This window comes from Klebsiella sp. PL-2018, assembly GCF_019048985.1.
Taxonomy (GTDB): domain Bacteria; phylum Pseudomonadota; class Gammaproteobacteria; order Enterobacterales; family Enterobacteriaceae; genus Klebsiella; species Klebsiella michiganensis.
In genome coordinates, this window is record NZ_CP077673.1 from 1,909,537 (window position 1) to 1,924,475 (window position 14,939).

The window sequence follows — 14,939 nt, forward strand, 5'->3', positions numbered from 1 at the left end:
GGAGGAGCGTTATGCGATCGCCCGCTGCATTACCAAAAAGCATTCTGGTAGTCGAGATTATCGGCATGGTGCTGTTGACCCTGGCCTGGCTCTCGCTCAACCAGTACGTCAGCCTGCCCGCGCCGTTTTCCAGCCCAACGGCGGCGCTGCTGATGATCTTAGCGGGGATCCTGCTGATGCTTCCGGCCGCCGTGGCGTTAATGTGGCGAGTGGCGAAAGTGATTGCCCCGCAGTTGACGCAAACGAAAACCCCACCTTCTTCATTGCCTGACAGAGAAAAACGAGATGACGCCGACCATTGAGCTGCTGCGTAGCCACCGTTCTATTCGCCATTTTACCGACGCGCCGATAAGCGACGAACAGCGCGCCGCGATTATTGCCAGCGCGCAGGGCGCTTCCAGCTCCAGTTTTTTACAATGCTCCTCAATTATTCGCGTTACCGACCCGGAAATACGCCAACAGCTGGTCCCGCTGAGCGGCGGCCAGCAGCACGTAGCGCAGGCCGCTGAATTTTGGGTATTCTGCGCTGATTTCAATCGCAATCTGCAAATCTGCCCGGACGCTCAGCTGGGCCTCGCCGAACAGCTGCTGCTGGGCTGCGTCGATACCGCGATTCTGGCGCAGAATGCGCTGGTGGCGGCGGAATCCCTTGGCCTCGGCGGCGTCTATATTGGTGGCCTGCGCAACAATATTGATGCGGTGACCGAGCTGTTGAAGCTCCCGCAGCACGTACTGCCGCTGTTTGGCCTGTGCCTTGGCTGGCCGGACGATAACCCGGAGGTGAAACCGCGCATGCCGTCGGCGATGCTGGTGCATGAAAATCACTATCAGCCGGTGGACGACGCGGTGCTTGCGGAATATGACGAGCAGATAGCGCAGTATTATCTCTCTCGCGGCAGCAATACGCGTCGCGATACCTGGAGCGACCATATCCGTCGGACTATTGTTAAAGAGAGCCGTCCGTTTATTCTGCAATATCTGCATAAGCAGGGATGGGCTACGCGCTGATTGCGTGTAAACTGCCCTCGGTCTGACGCAAGGAAATTCCGCAGGTCAGCGCTAATTGACTACCAGAGGCCCGCCAGAGCGGGTCTTTTCGCAGAGGTGCAGGGTGAAAATTGCCATATTATCCCGGGATGGAACGCTTTATTCATGTCGACGCCTGCGCGAAGCCGCGCAAAAACGCGGACACCAGGTGGAAATCCTCGATCCGCTTTCCTGTTATATGAACGTCAGCCCGGTGGCCTCGTCGATTCACTATAAAGGTCGCCAGCTCCCGCATTTCGACGCCGTGATCCCGCGCATTGGCACGGCGATCACCTACTATGGAACCGCGGCGCTGCGTCAGTTTGAGCTGCTGGGCAGCTATCCGCTGAATGAATCGGTGGCGATCACCCGCGCCCGCGACAAGCTGCGCTCGCTCCAGCTGCTGGCCCGTCAGGGGATCGATCTGCCGCTCACCGGTATTGCCCATTCGCCAGACGATACCAGCGACCTGATTGCCATGGTTGGCGGCGCGCCGCTGGTGGTAAAGCTGGTGGAGGGTACCCAGGGCATCGGCGTCGTGCTGGCCGAAACGCGCCAGGCGGCAGAGAGCGTCATCGACGCTTTTCGCGGCCTGAATGCGCATATTCTGGTGCAGGAGTATATCGCCGAGGCGAAGGGGCGGGACGTGCGCTGCCTCGTGGTGGGTAATGAAGTGGTGGCGGCGATTGAACGGCGGGCGAAGGAGGGGGATTTTCGCTCTAACCTGCATCGCGGCGGCGTGGCGTCGGTGGCGTATATCAGCGAGCAGGAGCGTGAAATGGCCATCAAGGCCGCGCAAACGCTCGGGCTGGACGTGGCCGGCGTTGATATCCTGCGCGCCGCACGCGGTCCTCTGGTGATGGAGGTCAATGCTTCTCCTGGGCTGGAAGGAATTGAAACCACCACCGGCGTCGATATTGCCGGCAAAATGATCGCCTGGATCGAACGACAAGCCACGCCCGGATTTTGTCTGAAAATGGGCGGATAATTCCCTTTCACGACACCGTCATGGAACAGGACGCTTTTTTTGCGTAAGCTATGGCGTCGCATTTTTCACAGTAAGAGGTCACAGGTCATATGGATTCACTGGTCGTTCCGGGTCTTGATACGTTACGTCAATGGCTCGACGAATTGGGCATCAGCTTTTTTGAGTGTGATTCCTGCCAGGCACTGCACCTGCCGCATATGCAAAATTTCGAAGGCATTTTTGATGCCAAACTTGACCTGGTGGATAACGTGGTGCTTTTCTCCGCGCTGGCAGAGGTGAAACCCTCCGCGCTGCTGCCGCTCTCCGCCGATCTTTCTGCGATTAACGCCAGTTCGTTGACGGTGAAAGCTTTCCTCGATATTCAGGATGATAATCTGCCGAAGCTGGTGGTGTGCCAGGCCTTGACCGTAGGCGTCGGCGTGACGATCGATCAGTTCGCGTGGTTTTTCCGCCAGAGCGAAGAACAGATATCGATGGTCATCCTCGAAGCCAGCGCCAATCAGGTGCTGTATAAGTCTGAGGAAGAAGAGCCGGTGGCTGAGAATATTCAGTACCATTTTCTTCACTAAGCCTGTCGAAAAATAGCGCAGCCACTGCCATAGCGGCTGCGTATTACATGCTTTTATTCTGCTATTAACCTTTCGGAAAAGAATTTTTCACCGCCATTCCGCCGCTTTCGGCTTATCACATAGACCCTTATTGCATAAAAAATTGATAAAAGCCGTTTTTTTACCTGGGCTATAGCCTCTTATTCTGGCTACAGTTATTCTGACGCTGCTTCCAGTTGCGGGCAACCATTCCGGGAGAGGTCCTCTCTCCTTTTCTTAGGCAATGAAAAAATATGCATGATTATTGCATGCGAACAAGTGCGTATATTCAGCCCGCTTGTTAACGGGCATTGAGAAGGAATAAGAGATATGACCGCCTTTGGTAAAAAATGGTTAACAGGTCTGGTTACGGGTGCGCTGATGGCCGTTTCTGCCGGTTCGCTCGCAGCCGAACAAAAAAACCTGCATGTTTATAACTGGTCTGATTATATTGCGCCGGATACGGTGGCGAATTTTGAAAAAGAGACCGGTATTAAAGTGGTGTATGACGTCTTTGACTCCAACGAAGTGCTGGAGGGTAAGCTCATGGCGGGCAGCACCGGTTTTGACCTGGTGGTACCGTCGGCAAGCTTCCTTGAACGCCAGCTGGCGGCCGGGGTATTCCAGCCGCTGGATAAAAGTAAGCTTCCCAACTGGAAAAATCTCGACCCGGAAGTATTGAAGCTGGTTGCGAAGCACGACCCCGACAATAAATACGCGATCCCGTACCTGTGGGCGACAACCGGCATAGGCTATAACATCGATAAAGTGAAAGCCGTGCTGGGCAAAGATGCGCCGCTGGACAGCTGGGATCTGGTGATGAAGCCGGAAAACCTGGAAAAGCTGAAAAGCTGCGGCGTCTCCTTCCTGGATGCCCCGGAAGAGATTTTCGCTACCGTGCTGAACTATCTCGGCAAAGATCCTAACAGTACTAAAGCCGATGACTACACCGGCCCGGCGACCGATCTGCTGCTGAAGCTGCGTCCGAATATTCGCTATTTCCACTCCTCTCAGTACATCAACGACCTGGCGAACGGTGATATCTGCGTCGCTATCGGCTGGGCGGGGGACGTATGGCAGGCGGCTAACCGGGCGAAAGAAGCGAAAAACGGGGTGAATGTTTCCTACTATATTCCGAAAGAGGGCGCGCTGGCGTTCTTCGACGTCTTCGCCATGCCGGCGGATGCGAAAAACAAAGATGAGGCTTATCAGTTCCTGAACTATCTGATGCGTCCGGAGGTTATCGCCCACATCAGCGATCATGTCTATTACGCTAACGGCAACAAAGCCTCTGTTCCGCTGGTCAGCGAAGCGATCCGCAATAATCCGGCCATTTACCCGCCGGCTGACGTCTTCGCCAAGCTGTTCACCTTGAAAGTCCAGGATCCGAAAATCGACCGCGTGCGTACTCGCGCGTGGACGAAGGTGAAAAGCGGTAAGTAATTCTCCGTGAGTTGTAGGCCGGATAAGCGTCGCGCTGCCGGCAACAGGCGCACCGCGATGGTGCGCCTGCACCATGATTTGATTTCTGCCGGAGAACACCCCGTGAATGATGTGATTCCTCGCCCGCAGGCGAAAACCCCCAAAGCGCTGACCCCGCTGCTGGAAATCCGTAATTTAACCAAGTCCTTCGATGGCCAGCACGCCGTCGATGACGTCAATCTCACCATTTATAAAGGCGAAATTTTTGCCCTGCTGGGCGCATCCGGCTGCGGCAAGTCAACCCTGCTGCGCATGCTGGCGGGATTTGAACAGCCTACCGCCGGACAGATTGTCCTGGATGGCGTCGATCTGGCGCGGGTGCCGCCGTATCAGCGGCCGATTAATATGATGTTCCAGTCCTACGCGCTGTTTCCCCATATGACGGTGGAGCAGAATATCGCCTTTGGCCTCAAGCAGGACAAATTGCCCAAGGCCGAAATCACCAGCCGGGTGCAGGAGATGCTGGCGCTGGTGCATATGCAGGAGTTCGCAAAGCGTAAACCGCATCAGCTCTCTGGCGGCCAGCGTCAGCGCGTGGCCCTGGCCCGCAGCCTGGCGAAAAGACCGAAACTGCTGCTGCTTGATGAGCCAATGGGGGCGCTGGATAAGAAGCTGCGCGACAGGATGCAGCTGGAAGTGGTCGATATCCTTGAGCGCGTCGGCGTTACCTGCGTGATGGTGACCCACGATCAGGAAGAGGCGATGACCATGGCGGGGCGTATCGCCATTATGAACCGCGGCAAGTTCGTGCAAATCGGCGAGCCGGAGGAAATCTACGAGCACCCGACCACCCGCTACAGCGCGGAGTTTATCGGCTCGGTCAACGTCTTTGAAGGGTTGGTGAAAGAGCGGCAGGAAGATGGCCTGGTGCTGGACTCTCCGGGCCTGACCCATCCGCTGAAGGTCGATCCCGATGCCTCTGTCGTCGATAACGTGCCGGTGTGGGTGGCCCTGCGCCCGGAAAAAATCATGCTCTGCGAAGACCCGCCCGCGGATGGCTATAACTTCGCGGTGGGCGAGGTTATCTATATTGCCTATCTCGGCGACCTGTCTATCTACCATGTGCGCCTGAAAAGCGGGCAGATGCTGAGCGCTCAGCTGCAAAACGAACACCGTTACCGTAAAGGGGCGCCCACCTGGGGTGATGAGGTGCGTTTGTGCTGGGATGCCGATAGCTGCGTCGTGTTGACGGTGTAAGGAGAGGGCGATGAGTACATTAGAACCCCCGTCAGGCGTAAAAAAACCTGGCGGTTTTGCGCTGTGGCTGGCGCGGCTGCAGATGGCCCACGGACGCAAGCTGGTCATTGCGCTGCCCTACGTGTGGCTGATCCTGCTGTTTCTGCTGCCGTTCCTGATCGTCTTTAAAATCAGCCTGGCGGAGATGGCGCGGGCGATCCCACCCTATACCGACCTGCTGGAGTGGGCCGACGGTCAGCTTACGTTAACGCTGAATCTCGGGAATTTCCTGCAGCTCACCGACGATCCGCTCTATTTTGAAGCGTATCTGCAATCGCTTCAGGTGGCGGCGATCTCGACGTTCTGCTGCCTGCTGTTGGGGTATCCGCTGGCGTGGGCGGTGGCGCACAGTAAGCCATCGACGCGAAATATTCTGCTGCTGCTGGTGATCCTGCCGTCATGGACCTCCTTCCTGATCCGCGTCTATGCCTGGATGGGGCTGCTGAAAAGCAACGGCGTGCTGAACAACTTCCTGCTGTGGCTGGGGGTCATCGACCAGCCGCTGGAGATCCTGCACACCAACCTGGCGGTCTATATCGGTATTGTTTACGCCTACTTGCCGTTTATGGTGCTGCCGATCTATACCGCCCTCACGCGTATCGATTACTCGCTGGTGGAGGCGTCGCTGGATCTGGGGGCCCGGCCGCTGAAGACCTTCTTCCAGGTGATCGTTCCCCTCACCAAAGGCGGGATTATTGCCGGGTCGATGCTGGTGTTTATTCCGGCAGTCGGGGAGTTCGTTATCCCGGAACTGCTGGGCGGGCCAGACAGCATTATGATTGGCCGCGTGCTGTGGCAGGAGTTTTTCAATAACCGCGACTGGCCGGTGGCGTCGGCGGTGGCGATCGTGATGCTGTTGCTGCTGATCGTACCGATCATGTGGTTCCACAAGCATCAGCAAAAACAGGTGGGGGAACACGGATGAATAATTTACCGGTAGTCCGTTCGCCGTGGCGAATTTTGATTCTGCTGCTCGGCTTTACCTTTCTGTATGCCCCGATGCTGATGCTGGTGATTTACTCGTTCAACAGCTCAAAGCTGGTGACGGTATGGGCGGGGTGGTCGACGCGCTGGTATCGCGAGCTGTTTCATGACGATGCGATGATGAGCGCGGTAGGCTTAAGTCTGACCATTGCCGCCTGCGCCGCGACTGCGGCGGTGATCCTCGGTACCATTGCCGCAGTGGTGATGGTGCGTTTTGGCCGCTTCCGCGGTTCAAACGGCTTTGCTTTTATGATCACCGCGCCGCTGGTGATGCCCGATGTGATTACCGGCCTGTCGCTGCTGCTGCTGTTTGTCGCGCTGGGGCATTCAATTGGCTGGCCGTCGGATCGCGGCATGCTGACCATCTGGCTGGCGCACGTGACCTTCTGTACCGCGTACGTCGCAGTGGTCATTTCATCGCGCCTGCGTGAGCTGGACCACTCTATTGAAGAGGCGGCGATGGATCTGGGCGCCGCGCCGCTGAAGGTCTTTTTCGTCATTACGCTGCCGATGATTATGCCGGCGGTGGTCTCCGGTTGGCTGCTGGCCTTTACGTTGTCGCTCGACGACCTGGTTATTGCCAGCTTTGTTTCCGGGCCGGGGGCGACGACGCTGCCGATGCTGGTCTTCTCCAGCGTGCGCATGGGGGTCAACCCGGAGATTAACGCCCTGGCGACGTTAATCCTCGGCGTGGTCGGGATTGTTGGTTTTATCGCCTGGTATTTGATGGCCCGCGCGGAAAAGCAGCGGGTGCGCGATATCCAGCGTGCAAGAAGCGGCTGAACCACCTAAAATCTGCAATAGAGTTAACATCGGCGCCGCATTTGTGGCGCCGTTTTCATGGAAGACTTTACGTTGGGATTGTTTACTAAAACGCGTTCGTCTCATGCTCGTCTTAACGTTCCTGCGCTGGTGCAGGTGGCGGCCTTCGCCATTATTTTAATCCGCGGCCTGGATTTGCTGATGATCCTCAACCAGCTTGGCGTTCAGGGAATCGCGGATTTTGTCCATCGCAGCGTGCAGACGTGGGCGCTCACCCTGGTGTTTCTCTCAAGTCTGGTGCTGGTATTTATTGAAATCTGGTGCGCGTTTTCGCTGGTAAAAGGGCGCAACTGGGCGCGTTGGCTGTTCCTGTTGACGCAGATTATCGTGATTGGCTATCTATGGGCCGCTTCATTGGGCTACGGTTATCCCGAGCTGTTTAGTATTGCAGGGGAATCGAAGCGCGAAATCTTTCGCTCCCTGATGCTGCAAAAACTACCGGATCTGCTGGTGCTGGCGATGCTGTTTGTGCCGGCCCCGTGCCGACGCTTTTTCCGTTTACAGTAACGGTGATACAATCCCCGCCCCTGTTTTTTTGAAGGTCTTGTTATGCATTGCGCACTTTATGACGCGGGCCGCTGCCGCTCCTGCCAGTGGCTGGAACTGCCGGTATCCCAACAGCTCGCCGATAAAATGGCCGATCTTCGCGCGCTTCTCGCCGATGCGCCCGCCGCTGAATGGTGCGCACCGGTTTGCGGGCCGGAAAGCGGGTTTCGCAACAAAGCGAAAATGGTGGTCAGCGGTAGCGTGGAGCGCCCATTGCTGGGGATGCTGCACCGTGATGGCGCCCCGGAAGACCTGACCGACTGTCCGCTTTATCCGCAAAGCTTCGCGCCCGTCTTCGCTGCGCTCAAGCCGTTTATCGCCCGCGCCGGGCTCACGCCCTATAACGTTGCCCGCAGGCGCGGAGAGCTGAAGTACATTCTGCTGACCGAAAGCCGGCTCGACGGCGGTATGATGCTGCGCTTTGTCCTGCGTTCGGAGACCAAGCTTGCCCAGCTGCGCGCCGCGCTGCCGGAGCTTCAGGCGCTGCTGCCGCAGCTGCAGGTGATTACCGCCAATATTCAGCCGGTGCATATGGCCATCATGGAAGGAGAGCGGGAAATTTTCCTCACCGACCAGCAGGCGCTGGCGGAAAATTTCAACGGCGTGCCGCTGTGGATCCGCCCGCAAAGCTTCTTTCAGACCAACCCGGCGGTGGCCAGCCGCCTGTATGCCACCGCTCGCGACTGGGTGCGCCAGCTGCCGGTCAACCATATGTGGGATCTCTTCTGCGGGGTGGGCGGCTTTGGTCTGCACAGCGCAACGCCTGAGATGCGCCTGACCGGGATTGAAATTGCCCCGGAGGCGATCGCCTGCGCGAAGCAGTCGGCGGCGCAGCTCGGGCTGCATAATCTGCATTTTCAGGCGCTCGATTCCACGCAGTTTGCGACCGGCGAAGGCGACATTCCCGATCTGGTGCTGGTGAATCCGCCGCGTCGCGGTATCGGCGACGGCCTGTGCGACTATTTAAACCGTATGGCGCCAGGCTTTATTATCTACTCCAGCTGCAACGCCCGGACGATGGCGAAAGATATCGCTCGCCTGGCCGGTTATCGCATTGAGCGCGTCCAGCTGTTCGATATGTTCCCCCATACCGCCCACTATGAGGTGCTGACCCTGCTGGTTCGCGAAGTATAAACAAAATGTGAACTCTTCAGGCGGTGAAGATCGGGTAAGCTTGGCTAATCAGAACGTAAGAATAGCGGAGTGCTGCCGGTGGCAAAAAAAATCCTGTTGGTTGAAGATGATGAAGATATCGCCGCGCTGCTGCGCCTGAATCTGCTGGATGAGGGCTATCAGATTGTCCACGTGGCGGACGGAGCCCAGGCCCTGCGCCTGCTGGAAAAAGAGCTTTGGGATGCGGTGATCCTCGACCTGATGCTGCCGGGCGTAGACGGTCTGGAAATTTGTCGGCGCATTCGTCAGCAAACCCGCTATCTGCCGGTGATTATTATCAGCGCTCGCGCCAGCGAAACCCAGCGGGTACAGGGGCTGGAGATGGGAGCGGATGATTATCTGGCCAAACCGTTTTCGATTCTCGAACTGACCGCCCGGGTCAAAGCGGTGTTCCGTCGTCAGGAGGCGATGGGGCAGAATCTGCTGATGGATGCCGGCCGTATCGCCAGCCATGGTTTAAGCATTGACCCCTTGTCGCGCGACGTTAAGCTGCGCGGCGAGACGGTGGATCTGACGCCGCGCGAGTTCGACCTGCTCTACTACTTTGCCCGCCATCCGGGGGAGGTCTTTTCCCGCCTTGAGCTGCTTGATCGGGTGTGGGGCTATCAGCACGACGGCTATGAGCATACGGTCAATACCCATATCAACCGCCTGCGCACCAAAATTGAGCGCGACCCGGCGGAGCCGGACATCATTCTGACCGTCTGGGGAAAAGGCTATAAATTTGCCGTGGAGCGCAAAGAGGCGCAGCCATGATCCGCCGTCTCAGCCTCAGCCAGTGCCTGGCGCTGGTGTTTACCTCACTGCTGCTGCTCTGTGCCGTAGCCGTTTGTCTGATCCAGCTGTACAGCAGCGCGCAGTACGGCAATGTCATGGTCCAGCGTCTCTCCGCCGGGCTGGCGCAGCAGATCGCCGCCCGCGAGCCGCTGCTGGACGCTCAGGGGCAGGTTGATCGCCGGATGCTGAAGCCGCTTTTTGATCGGCTGATGACCTTCAATCCCAGCGTAGAGCTGTATCTGCTTTCGCCCGACGGCGAGCTGCTGGCCGACGCCGCGCCGCCGGGGCATATTAAGCGCCAGCGCATCGATCTGGCGCCGGTGCAAACGTTTCTTTCCGGCGGCGCCTGGCCGGTGTACGGCGACGATCCGCGCAGCCTTGATAAGCAAAAGGTGTTTAGCGTGGCGCCGCTGCGCCAGGACGGCCAGCTGCGCGGCTATCTCTACATTATCCTGCAGGGCGAAACCTTTAATGAACTGGCGGCAAGCGCCTGGCAGAAAACCTTGTGGAGCCTGCTGCTGTGGACTCTGCTGCTGGTGGCCGGTCTCGGCGGGCTGGCTGGCTGGCTTGCCTGGTTCTGGGTAACGCGCCCGGTGCGTCAGCTCACCGCGCTGGTGGCAACCGACAGCCAGGACAGTATTCATGCGATCAAGGCGCTGGCGGCGCAAACTCCGGAGGCGAACCCGGGGAATGAAGTGGCCGTGCTGCATAATCGCTTTATTGAACTGGCCCGCCAGATTGCCGGGCAGTGGGACCGTCTGGCCGACAGCGATCGCCAGCGGCGAGAATTTGTCGCCAATATCTCCCACGATTTACGCACGCCGCTCACCTCTTTGCTGGGATATCTGGAAACGTTAAGCCTGAAGGCCGATCGCTTGACGATGGAGGAGAACAAGCAGTATCTGAATATCGCCCTGCGCCAGGGGAACAAGGTCCGCCATCTTTCTCAGCAGCTGTTTGAGCTGGCTCGCCTGGAGCACGGCGGGATTAAGCCGCAGCCGGAAACCTTCGTGCTGGCTGAGCTGGTGCAGGATGTCGCGCAAAAATTCGACCTGGCAATCGCGACGCGCAATATCGGTTTACAGCTGGATCTGGCCACCGGGCTACCGCCGATAACGGCGGATCTCTCGATGATTGAACGGGTGCTGACTAATCTGCTCGATAACGCCATTCGCCATACGCCGGAAGGTGGGCTTATCCGCCTGACGGCGCGTCGCTCAGGTCCGGAGTTTATCGTCGAGGTGGCCGATAGCGGACCGGGCGTTGCCGGTGAGCTGCGGGCAACCTTGTTCGAACGGCCTTCGGTGCTTGAACCTGGCGCGCAAAGCGCATCACGAGGGGGACTGGGTTTGATGATTGTGCGACGGATGCTGCAGCTGCACGGCGGCGATATTCGCCTGCTTGAAGCGCCCGCAGGGGCCTGTTTCCAGTTTACCCTGCCGGTTTAAGGTGGCGGATTGGCCGATCGGGATACCGGTCTATCGCTGTCTGCGGGCCGGTAGCCCGGGTAAGGCGTTTACGCCGCAGCCCGGGAAATGCGTCGGGATTGAGACTTTGGTGCGGCTTCGTCCCGGGCCGCGCTGCGCTTGCCCGGGCTACGGGGCCACGGCTGTCTGCGGGCCGGTAGCCCGGGTAAGGCGTTTACGCCGCAACCCGGGGAATGCGCCGGGATTGAGGCTTTAGTGCGGCTTCGTCCCGGGCCGCGCTGCGCTTGCCCGGGCTACGGGGCCACGGCTGTCTGCGGACCGGTAGCCCGGGTAAGGCGTTTACGCCGCAACCCGGGGAATGCGCCGGGATTGAGGCTTTAGTGCGGCTTCGTCCCGGGCCGCGCTGCGCTTGCCCGGGCTACGGGGCCACGGCTGTCTGCGGACCGGTAGCCCGTGTAAGGCGTTTACGCCGCAATCCGGGGAGTGCGCCGGGGTTGAGGCTTTAGTGCGGCTTCGTCCCGGGCCGCGCTGCGCTTGCCCGGGCTACGGGGCCACGACTGTCTGCGGGCCGGTAGCCCGGGTAAGGCGTTTACGCCGCAACCCGGGGAGTGCGCCGGGGTTGAGGCTTTGGTGCGGCTTCGTCCCGGGCCGCGCTGCGCTTGCCCGGGCTACGGGGCCACGACTGTCTGCGGGCCGGTAGCCCGGGTAAGGCGTTTACGCCGCAACCCGTTGAATGCGCCGGGATTGAGGCTTTAGTGCGGCTTCGTCCCGGGCCGCGCTGCGCTTGCCCGGGCTACGGGGCCACGGCTGTCTGCGGGCCGGTAGCCCGGACAGGCGCGTCAAGCGCCGCCTCCGGGAAATGCTTACTCCGGGAACCACTGCTTGCTGATTTTCTCGTAGGTGCCGTCGGCTTTAATCGCCTTCAGCGCGGCGTTCAGTTTTTCCAGCAGCGCTTTGTTATCCGGGCGTACCGCAATGCCGAGGCCGGTACCGAAGTACTGCGCGTCGGTGACTTTCGGCGTTGCCGCGCCCAGCTGCGGGTTGGTTTTCAGCCACTCGTTGACCACGGCGGTATCGCCAAACACCCCATCAATACGGCCATTTTTCAGGTCGATAAACGCATTCTGGTAGCTATCGTAAGCCACGGTTTTCACTTCCGGATGTTTATCCTGCAGGTATTTCTGGTGCGTGGTGCCGTTTTCCATCCCGATACGCTTACCTTTCAGATCGGCAAAAGAGTGGAAGGCATCTTTCTTCGAGATAACCAGCGCGGAGTTAGCGTAGTACGGGTCGGTAAACGCCACCTGCTTGCTGCGCTCCGGGGTAATGTCCATGCCGGAGATGACCGCATCATATTTCTTAAATTTGAGCGCCGGGATCAGGCTGTCGAAGGCATGGTTGGTAAACGTACACTCAGCCTGCATCTGCTTACACAGCGCGTTTGCCAGATCGATGTCGAAACCGGCGATCTGGTTATTGGCGTCCATCGATTCAAACGGTGGGTAAGTTGCAGAAACGCCAAAGCTGATTTTTTCTGCGGCAGCGGCGCCAAAGGCGAAAGTGCTAAGCAGTGCGGCCAGAACTAACTTTTTCATTGTGGAACTCCCGTCGGTCAATCTTATGATGTTGTGCCGTGTCTGCGGCTGGGAGTAACAATGCCACTAAATGAATTTATATTCAATAATCATGGGTATTTATTTTAATTAGAATAAAAAAAGACGGATAATTCAGTGAGCTTATCCGTCTTGATTTGGCTTTTTATGCGTTTTTAATTGCGTCGCTCAAAGGCCAGCGCTTTATGTTCCACCAGGCGCATCAGCAGCGTCAGCAGGCCATTGACCACCAGATAGACAATGCCAGCGGCGCCGAACACCATCACATCATAGGTACGCCCATAGAGCAGCTGGCTGTGACCCATCACTTCCATCAGGGTAATGGTGTAGGCCAGAGACGTACTCTTGAACACCAGCACCACTTCGTTGGAGTAGGAGGAGAGGGCGCGTTTAAAGGCGTACGGCAGCAGGATCGCCAGCGTATCTTTCTTACTCATTCCCAGCGCGCCGCAGGATTGCCACTGGCCATCCGGGATGGCGCGAATGGCGCCATAAAACAGCTGCGTGGTATAAGCGGCGCTGTTGAGAGAAAGGGCGATCAGCGCGCAGAGCCAGGGCTCGGAAATCAGATGCCAGAGTACCGGATACTCCTGCAGCGACGGGAACTGTCCCGGGCCGTAGTAAATCAGGAAGATCTGCACCAGCAGCGGCGTGCCGGTAAACAGCGTGATATAGCCGCGCACGATCCACACCAGCCCCGGCGTTTTTAGCGTCAGAATGATGGTGAAGATCAGCGACAGAATCAGCGCTACGACGATAGAGGCTGCGGTCAGCGTCAGGCTGGTATGCAGCCCTTTTAGCAGTTCGGGTAAGTAATCAAGCATCAGCCTGGTCTCCGTTCGAAGCGCGTCGCACGCTGGTCAATACGTTTCAGAATGTACTGACTCAACAGGGTGATGACCAGATAGATTGCCGCCGCGATGATATACCAGTTAAACGGCTCCTGGGTTCGGGTGGCGATGCTTTTAGTTTGCAGCATCAGATCGTTGACGCTGATCAGGCTCACCAGCGCGGTATCCTTCAGCAGCACCAGCCACTGGTTGCCGAGTCCCGGCAGCGCGTGGCGCCACATTTGCGGCATCACTAAGCGAAAGAAAATAGCGGCTTTCGATAATCCCAGCGCCTGACCGGATTCCCATTGCCCCTGCGGAACGGCTTTAAGCGCCCCGCGCAGGGTCTGCGATGCGTAAGCGGCATACAGCAGAGAAAGCGCGATAGCCCCGCAGAGGAACGGACTGACGTCGAAGTGTTCAATCTGCATCTGTACCGGGATCTGCACAATGCCGAGATTGATCGTAAAACCGTCAGAAATGGTCAGCAGAAGCTGTGAGGAACCAAAATAGATAAACAGAACCACCAGAATTTCCGGTAGTCCGCGCAAAAGGGTGACAATGCCGGTTGCGAGCCAGGCGACCGGACGCAGCTTTACCGACTCGAGGACGGCAAACAGCATCGCCAGAACCAGGCCGATGATCAGGGCGCAAACGGCAAGGCCGACGGTCATCCCGGCGGCGCTTGCTAATGGAAAAAATTCGTTCATTCAGCGTTACTTCTGGAACCATTTGTTATAGATAGACTGGTAAGTCCCATCGCTTTTCACTTTTTCCAGCGCAGCGTTAAATTTCTGCTGCAGTTCGGTATTGCCCTGGCGCAGCGCAATGCCGAGACCGGTGCCGAAGTAGTCTTTATCGGTCACCTTGTCGCCCACCGCGGCCAGCTTCGGATTGCTCTTCAGCCATTCGGTCACCACGGCGGTATCGCCGAATACGGCATCAATACGGCCGTTCTGCAGGTCCAGCTTCGCATTCTGGTAGCTGTCGTAAGGAACGGTCGTGATTTCCGGGTGTTTGTCGGTGATGAATTTCTGGTGAGTGGTGCCGTTCTGCACGCCGACTTTCTTGCCTTTCAGGGCGTCAATGCTGGTGAATTTACCCTGCTGGCCGACGAACAGCGCGGAGTTTTCATAGTACGGGGTGGTGAACAGCACCTGTTTTTCACGCTCAGGGGTGATGTCCATCCCGGCCATGACCGCGTCGAAACGGCGGAACTTCAGGCTGGGGATCAGGCTGTCGAAAGCCTGGTTGGTAAAGGTGCAGGTGGCATCAATCTCTTTACACAGCGCGTTCGCCAGATCGACATCAAAGCCGACAATTTTGTTATTGGCATCGATCGATTCAAACGGAGGGTAGGAGGCCTCGGTGGCGAAACGAATGGTCTGGGCTGCGGTAGCGGAGAGGCTCATGCCCGCAAGAAGAGCGGCAATCAGTACTTTTTTCAT

General features: G+C 57.9%; 16 protein-coding genes. 12 read left to right on the forward strand and 4 right to left on the reverse strand.

The genetic code is table 11. From position 1 onward, the window contains the following. Positions 1–11 precede the first annotated feature (11 nt). From MKleb_RS08860 to MKleb_RS08915, 12 genes are all read left to right on the forward strand, one after another. The gene (locus tag MKleb_RS08860; protein WP_025108026.1) at positions 12–302 is read left to right on the forward strand and encodes a YbjC family protein; all 291 of its coding nucleotides are present in this window, start codon (positions 12–14) and stop codon (positions 300–302) included. After that, complete coding sequence (nfsA, locus tag MKleb_RS08865; RefSeq protein WP_025108025.1) at positions 286–1,008, forward strand: nitroreductase NfsA; 723 nt, start codon at positions 286–288, stop codon at positions 1,006–1,008. Before MKleb_RS08860 ends, nfsA begins: the two co-directional genes overlap by 17 nt. A 103-nt stretch (positions 1,009–1,111) precedes the next feature. Next, positions 1,112–2,014, forward strand: a complete 903-nt coding sequence (gene rimK, locus MKleb_RS08870; protein WP_009653278.1) for a 30S ribosomal protein S6--L-glutamate ligase — start codon at positions 1,112–1,114, stop codon at positions 2,012–2,014. An 89-nt stretch (positions 2,015–2,103) separates the two neighbouring features. Continuing rightward, positions 2,104–2,583: a type III secretion system chaperone family protein gene (locus tag MKleb_RS08875; RefSeq protein ID WP_004849367.1), complete on the forward strand. Its 480-nt coding sequence runs from the start codon at positions 2,104–2,106 to the stop codon at positions 2,581–2,583. A gap of 348 nt (positions 2,584–2,931) precedes the next feature. Further along, positions 2,932–4,044: a spermidine/putrescine ABC transporter substrate-binding protein PotF gene (potF, locus tag MKleb_RS08880; protein WP_217076576.1), complete on the forward strand. Its 1,113-nt coding sequence runs from the start codon at positions 2,932–2,934 to the stop codon at positions 4,042–4,044. Between the two features lie 102 nt (positions 4,045–4,146). Beyond that, the gene (potG, locus tag MKleb_RS08885; protein ID WP_004134592.1) at positions 4,147–5,280 is read left to right on the forward strand and encodes a putrescine ABC transporter ATP-binding subunit PotG; all 1,134 of its coding nucleotides are present in this window, start codon (positions 4,147–4,149) and stop codon (positions 5,278–5,280) included. A gap of 10 nt (positions 5,281–5,290) precedes the next feature. Further along, the gene (gene potH, locus MKleb_RS08890) at positions 5,291–6,244 is read left to right on the forward strand and encodes a putrescine ABC transporter permease PotH (RefSeq protein WP_014228601.1); all 954 of its coding nucleotides are present in this window, start codon (positions 5,291–5,293) and stop codon (positions 6,242–6,244) included. Then, complete coding sequence (gene potI, locus MKleb_RS08895) at positions 6,241–7,086, forward strand: putrescine ABC transporter permease PotI (protein ID WP_004130847.1); 846 nt, start codon at positions 6,241–6,243, stop codon at positions 7,084–7,086. Before potH ends, potI begins: the two co-directional genes overlap by 4 nt. A gap of 57 nt (positions 7,087–7,143) precedes the next feature. Further along, complete coding sequence (locus MKleb_RS08900; protein WP_025108023.1) at positions 7,144–7,632, forward strand: YbjO family protein; 489 nt, start codon at positions 7,144–7,146, stop codon at positions 7,630–7,632. 42 nt (positions 7,633–7,674) lie between these two features. Next, on the forward strand, positions 7,675–8,805 hold the full coding sequence (gene rlmC, locus MKleb_RS08905) for a 23S rRNA (uracil(747)-C(5))-methyltransferase RlmC (RefSeq protein WP_025108022.1): 1,131 nt from the start codon (positions 7,675–7,677) through the stop codon (positions 8,803–8,805). A gap of 78 nt (positions 8,806–8,883) precedes the next feature. Further along, positions 8,884–9,600, forward strand: coding sequence for a response regulator transcription factor (locus tag MKleb_RS08910; RefSeq protein ID WP_004849381.1), 717 nt, complete (start codon positions 8,884–8,886; stop codon positions 9,598–9,600). Beyond that, entirely contained in the window at positions 9,597–11,069 is a 1,473-nt protein-coding gene (locus MKleb_RS08915) for a sensor histidine kinase (RefSeq protein WP_217076578.1), read from the forward strand. Before MKleb_RS08910 ends, MKleb_RS08915 begins: the two co-directional genes overlap by 4 nt. Positions 11,070–11,911: 842 nt before the next feature. Here MKleb_RS08915 and artJ read toward each other — a convergent pair. The 4 genes from artJ to artI form a co-directional block, all read right to left on the reverse strand. Next, positions 11,912–12,643 carry an arginine ABC transporter substrate-binding protein ArtJ gene (artJ, locus tag MKleb_RS08920; protein ID WP_014228605.1) on the reverse strand — a complete coding sequence of 244 codons (732 nt, stop codon included), beginning with the start codon at positions 12,641–12,643 and terminating at the stop codon, positions 11,912–11,914. 173 nt (positions 12,644–12,816) lie between these two features. Next, positions 12,817–13,485, reverse strand: a complete 669-nt coding sequence (gene artM, locus MKleb_RS08925) for an arginine ABC transporter permease ArtM (protein WP_014228606.1) — start codon at positions 13,483–13,485, stop codon at positions 12,817–12,819. Then, positions 13,485–14,201: an arginine ABC transporter permease ArtQ gene (gene artQ / locus MKleb_RS08930; protein WP_217076580.1), complete on the reverse strand. Its 717-nt coding sequence runs from the start codon at positions 14,199–14,201 to the stop codon at positions 13,485–13,487. Before artQ ends, artM begins: the two co-directional genes overlap by 1 nt. Positions 14,202–14,207: 6 nt before the next feature. After that, positions 14,208–14,939, reverse strand: coding sequence for an arginine ABC transporter substrate-binding protein ArtI (artI, locus tag MKleb_RS08935; RefSeq protein WP_004130868.1), 732 nt, complete (start codon positions 14,937–14,939; stop codon positions 14,208–14,210).

Excerpts from the sequence above, each read along its gene's own strand:
- MKleb_RS08860 (WP_025108026.1), top strand. The coding sequence starts at position 12 with ATGCGATCGCCCGCTGCATTACCAAAAAGCATTCTGGTAGTCGAGATT.
- nfsA (WP_025108025.1), top strand. The coding sequence starts at position 286 with ATGACGCCGACCATTGAGCTGCTGCGTAGCCACCGTTCTATTCGCCAT.
- MKleb_RS08875 (WP_004849367.1), top strand. The coding sequence starts at position 2,104 with ATGGATTCACTGGTCGTTCCGGGTCTTGATACGTTACGTCAATGGCTC.
- potF (WP_217076576.1), top strand. The coding sequence starts at position 2,932 with ATGACCGCCTTTGGTAAAAAATGGTTAACAGGTCTGGTTACGGGTGCG.
- potH (WP_014228601.1), top strand. The coding sequence starts at position 5,291 with ATGAGTACATTAGAACCCCCGTCAGGCGTAAAAAAACCTGGCGGTTTT.
- potI (WP_004130847.1), top strand. The coding sequence starts at position 6,241 with ATGAATAATTTACCGGTAGTCCGTTCGCCGTGGCGAATTTTGATTCTG.
- MKleb_RS08900 (WP_025108023.1), top strand. The coding sequence starts at position 7,144 with ATGGAAGACTTTACGTTGGGATTGTTTACTAAAACGCGTTCGTCTCAT.
- rlmC (WP_025108022.1), top strand. The coding sequence starts at position 7,675 with ATGCATTGCGCACTTTATGACGCGGGCCGCTGCCGCTCCTGCCAGTGG.
- MKleb_RS08915 (WP_217076578.1), top strand. The coding sequence starts at position 9,597 with ATGATCCGCCGTCTCAGCCTCAGCCAGTGCCTGGCGCTGGTGTTTACC.
- artJ (WP_014228605.1), bottom strand. The coding sequence starts at position 12,643 with ATGAAAAAGTTAGTTCTGGCCGCACTGCTTAGCACTTTCGCCTTTGGC.
- artM (WP_014228606.1), bottom strand. The coding sequence starts at position 13,485 with ATGCTTGATTACTTACCCGAACTGCTAAAAGGGCTGCATACCAGCCTG.
- artQ (WP_217076580.1), bottom strand. The coding sequence starts at position 14,201 with ATGAACGAATTTTTTCCATTAGCAAGCGCCGCCGGGATGACCGTCGGC.
- artI (WP_004130868.1), bottom strand. The coding sequence starts at position 14,939 with ATGAAAAAAGTACTGATTGCCGCTCTTCTTGCGGGCATGAGCCTCTCC.